The organism is bacterium, from assembly GCA_040756715.1.
In the GTDB taxonomy this organism is placed as follows: domain Bacteria; phylum UBA9089; class UBA9088; order UBA9088; family UBA9088; genus JBFLYE01.
Genome location: JBFLYE010000087.1, coordinates 1 through 3,266, shown reverse-complemented (window position 1 = coordinate 3,266; position 3,266 = coordinate 1). Strand labels below are relative to the sequence as shown.

The 3,266-nt window shown below is 35.7% G+C and carries 3 protein-coding genes and 1 pseudogene; all 4 read left to right on the top strand.

Annotation, left to right across the window (positions count from 1 at the left end):
* Nucleotides 1-501, top strand: a pseudogene (locus AB1397_03370) (toprim domain-containing protein).
* A gap of 11 nt (nucleotides 502-512) precedes the next feature.
* Nucleotides 513-1,838, top strand: coding sequence for a hypothetical protein (locus AB1397_03365; protein ID MEW6482029.1), 1,326 nt, complete (start codon nucleotides 513-515; stop codon nucleotides 1,836-1,838).
* 2 nt (nucleotides 1,839-1,840) lie between these two features.
* Nucleotides 1,841-3,103, top strand: a complete 1,263-nt coding sequence (locus AB1397_03360; protein ID MEW6482028.1) for a hypothetical protein — start codon at nucleotides 1,841-1,843, stop codon at nucleotides 3,101-3,103.
* 9 nt (nucleotides 3,104-3,112) lie between these two features.
* Nucleotides 3,113-3,266 (top strand): toprim domain-containing protein (locus tag AB1397_03355; GenBank protein ID MEW6482027.1); only part of this gene is annotated, 154 nt, incomplete at its 3' end.

Below are 3,266 nucleotides of genomic sequence, written 5' to 3'. Positions count from 1 at the left end.
CCGACCAAGGCAAAAACAATTACAAAATATTTAGAGGGTAAATACAATGTCATTGCCTCAATGGGCCATATCCGAGACCTTCCCGAGAATGAACTGGGGATAAACATAGATAAAGGCTTTGAGCCAAGGTATATCACCATTAAGGGAAAGGAAAAGACCATCCAGAATATAAAGAAAGCCTCTGAAAATGCAGATTCTATATTCCTTGCCCCTGACCCTGATAGGGAGGGAGAGGCAATAGCTTGGCATCTTGCCTATTATATTAAGAAAGAGCCAATTCATCGGCTTATTCTTCATGAAATAACCAGGGAGGCAATAAATTCTGCCCTATCCCATCCGACATCCATTGATAGAAACAAGGTAGATGCCCAGCAGGCAAGGAGGCTTTTAGACCGGCTTGTCGGCTATAAGATAAGCCCCTTACTTGGTAAAAAAGTAAGAAAGGGGCTCTCTGCCGGAAGGGTTCAATCCGTTGCCTTAAGGCTTATCTGTGAAAGGGAGGAGGAAAAAGTATGATTAAAAATACATCTCCTAAACCGCAGACAACTATGTTTGGAACCTATGAATTTCCCTCTTATGAGGAGATTATGGAATCTTACGCTAAAGAATTTGCAAATTATGTCCTTCCAAAGGGTGATACCATATTTGGTTTCTGGATGCAGACATTGGCTGATCTGGAATTTTTGGATTTGGAATTACAAGGCATAACTTCCGAATATACAATTGACCCAGTAAATAGGGTAGTTAACTTCAAGGGTGATGAAGAATTTATAAGATTAAGGGTTGCCCATCTTGAAAAAGTAAAAGGAAAAACTACCCTTTACACTGATTTGGTGGATAAATTCGGTGATACCAATGCATATTGTTTTCACAATCTTTATCCCTATAAAGGTAAATTTTATCCAAGGGTCGTCAGAACCTTGATAAATGCCTTTAACTTAAACCAAAATTCACTTCTTTTAGACCCTTTCAATGGTTCTGGCACAGCCACACACGAGGCTTCTCTTATGGGAATTAAAAGCGTGGGTATAGATGTTACGCCGATGGGAATTATTTTATCCGAATTAAAAAACGATTTACTCTTTATTGATGAGCAGAAGCTAAATTTTACCCTGAAGGAATTACAGGATATTATTCAAGCCATAGAAAATAAAAAATGGGAGCATTCTAACCCTTTAATTTACAAGTTAATGTTGGCAGTGTATTTTGATACACAAGATGCCTTTGTGCGAACCTCAAGATACAACAAAAAAGGCAAAATGGGTCTCTTTATTGAAAAGTTAAACTACATAAAAAATTGCCATAAAAAGACAATAGAGATTAAAGAAAAATATGGACTTAAATTTGAACCAGCCAGTATTATAGAAGGTGATATACTTAAACTAAAAACCATAAGTGAAATGCAAGAAATGTTTGATGCCTGTATTACAAGCCCACCTTATTATTTTTCAATAGACTATGTGGGAAAAGACAAAATTGCTTACGATTATCTTGGTGCAGATATGAAAAAGATTTCTTCTAAATATCTGGGGATGAAAAATAACACACAGGTAAAAGCTGGCTATAGTGGATTACCTGCAAGGGTTGCTATGTATTACCAGGACTTGAAAGAATCCATAAAAAATATCTTCTGGGCATTAAAACCGGGAGGTAAATTAGCAATTATAATTGGCGATAGCACGGTTGGTGGTAAAAAAATCCCGACCACTATGACCACCAAAAAATTCTGTGAAGAAGCTGGGTTTAGGTTTAAAAAATTGATATTTAATCCCCTTTTGGGAGCGCGCAATAGAGCAATAAGGGGAGAAAGTGTAATAATCTGCGAAAAGGAGAAATAAATATGATTACAAAGAGGAATCTTCTCTGTGTAAAGGCGAAAGAAAAATTAGATGTGGGCCAGATATTACTCTATGAGCCTTATAAAAATATATTGATAAACTTTAAGGAGTTATGCATTAATGTTAATGCTAAAGATTTTGACCCTGTAGCCAAGGTTTACGATGGGTTATTGAGTGTTCCTTCTGAAATTAGAGAATACTATGAGGCTTTATTAGGTGTTAGCTCATATTATCATCATAGCCAAGGCGGTAGGGGGAAGTATATTGAAAAGAAAATTGCCTCCTCTTTTGAAACTTGTTCTCTTGAGATAGAACTTAGCAAACTTCCATTTTGGTTAGAATATCCATCCCTTCATAAAAAGAAGGGAATCTTTACTATGCAGGGATTGGCATCAGAGGAAAAGAAAATTTTAAGAACAATTGAATGGGATTGGCTAGGTGATAGGGATGTAAGTAGTGATGTAGGAAGCATTATCCAAGATGAGAAAACAATGGTGTTGGTTGAACTCAAAAATAGGGTGGATACGGGAGGAACGGCGGGAAGGCGAGAAATCTGGACATCGGAGAAGTTTGGAATTTTTGTAGAATATTTAAAATCCAATAAAAAGTTGTTTAGAAAAGGTGGCAAGGAATTTTCATTAGCAGAATTACTTGAGAATTTTGGAATTGAAATTGTTGAAATATACATTGGTGTCTTGTTTGACAAAGGAGATAATCCCGCAACCCTTAAGAGCGACAAAACCAATGGCTTTTATTCTTCAAGCAAGCAAGGTTTTGAATATCTGCAAAATTTGATTAAACAAAATTTAAGTATAAAAATAATCAACGAAGATTCTGAAAGCTTACAGATGGAGCTTGGTTTAAGCTATTCAAATCTAAAAGTAAAGATAGGTGCTTTATATGGAAATGATATTACCCTAAAACTTTTTAGAAAAAGCTTTCCTGTATCTGATTTACTTTTATTGAAATATGATGATATTTGGTTATCCCAACTAATAACCATTGAGGAAAGAGCTATGTTGCTCAAGTGTCAGAAGAATTTTGCTACAACCTTTTTAGAGCTATTAAAGAGAGATATGGATTTGAGAATAAAGTATGATGCCATAATAAATTCTGAATGCGAGGAAATTGAACTTAATGCGATGGTAAATTACTTGCTTAATAAATACACAGCCATTTTTGAAGATAAAATATTACCTAACAGAAAAGATAAGACCCAGTATTTAGCAGATGTAATTCAGGTTTTATGTGCGGCGGAGGCATAATCTTTTAAAATGAAACCCCTTATTATTGTGGAAAGCCCGACCAAGGCAAAAACAATTACAAAATATTTAGAGGGTAAATACAATGTCATTGCCTCAATGGGCCATATCCGAGACCTTCCCGAGAATGAACTGGGGATAAACATAGATAAAGGCTTTGAGCCAA

Bases quoted from the DNA above. Each gene is read 5' to 3' on its own strand.
- AB1397_03360 (MEW6482028.1), top strand. From the start codon at position 1,841: ATGATTACAAAGAGGAATCTTCTCTGTGTAAAGGCGAAAGAAAAATTA.
- AB1397_03365 (MEW6482029.1), top strand. From the start codon at position 513: ATGATTAAAAATACATCTCCTAAACCGCAGACAACTATGTTTGGAACC.